Below are 1,111 nucleotides of genomic sequence, written 5' to 3' on the forward strand. Positions count from 1 at the left end.
GCCGCCACCGCCGTGGACCCCCGCGCCGCGGACGGCGGCCAGGGCGGAGAGCCGGAGCAGCCGCGCCGCCGGGGCGCGCGGCTCCTCCTGCAGCGGCACTGGGAGCCCGCCCGTCAGGTGCCGATCCCCGAGGGCGGCGGCGGGCCCAGTGGCGGGCCCAGTGGCGGGCCCAGTGGCGGGCCCAGTGGCGGGCCCAGTGGCGGGCCCAGTGGCGGGCATGGTGGTGGCGACACGATGCTGCTCGACGAGGTGTTCCGCGGCGCCTCCGGCGACCCGCTGCGCCGGCAGGCCGGGTTCCTCGACGGCGCCGCGAGCGTCCTGACCGGGGTCGCGGGCAACGAGTCGTTGCGCACCGGGGAGGCCGTCCGCCTCGACGACCTCGGGCTGCCGCTGACCTCCGTGTCCCGTCCCGCGTGACCCCACCGGGGCACGCAATGCGCACCGCCGATCTCGAAGCTGGGGGAACCGGGAAGTGTCGTACGCTCAACCCTGGGGAAAGACCCTCGGCCTCGTCGAGGCCCAGAGAGGCGGCGATACGACCATGCACGCTCCCGGCGTACCTCCCGCGCGCACCGACCGGCCGCGCGGAGTCGCCGTGCTGAGGCTGCGCGGGCAGGACGTCGCCGAGTACGTATGGGAGCCCGACCTGCCGCTGTCGGCGTCCCCGCGCCCCTACCTCCATCCCGTGCGCACGCTCGCCGGCGTCACCGTCACCGACGCGGCGCCCGACTCGCACCCCCACCAGTTCGGCATCAGCGTGGCCGCCCCCGACCTCGACGGGTGCAACTTCTGGGGCGGGCGCACCTTCGTCGCCGGCCACGGCCCGGCCTGGCTGGACAACCACGGCGCCCAGCGCCACCAGCGCTGGCTGCGCCGCACCAACACCGAGCTGCACCACACCCTCGAATGGGCCGACCCGCGCCAGGCGACGCTGCTGCGGGAGCAGCGCTCGATCACCTGCCGGCCGGTGGACGAGACGGCCTGGTCCCTGAGCGTGCACACCCGGCTCACCAACGCCACCGACCGGCCGCTGCCGTGGCGCACCCCGGCGGCGCTGGGCCGCATCGGCGCCGGCTACGGCGGCGTCTTCTGGCGCGGCCCCGCCTTCGAC

The 1,111-nt window shown here is 76.7% G+C and carries 1 protein-coding gene and 1 pseudogene; both read left to right on the plus strand.

All coding sequences use genetic code 11. The annotated features are described in order from the left end of the window. Nucleotides 1-417, plus strand: a pseudogene (locus ACWDX9_RS63595) (hypothetical protein); the annotation flags it as partial. Nucleotides 418-595: 178 nt separating this feature from the next. Beyond that, a partial coding sequence (locus ACWDX9_RS63600; protein ID WP_449973500.1) for a DUF6807 family protein occupies nucleotides 596-1,111 on the plus strand: 516 nt, incomplete at its 3' end.

Source organism: Nonomuraea sp. NPDC003201 (genome assembly GCF_053590415.1).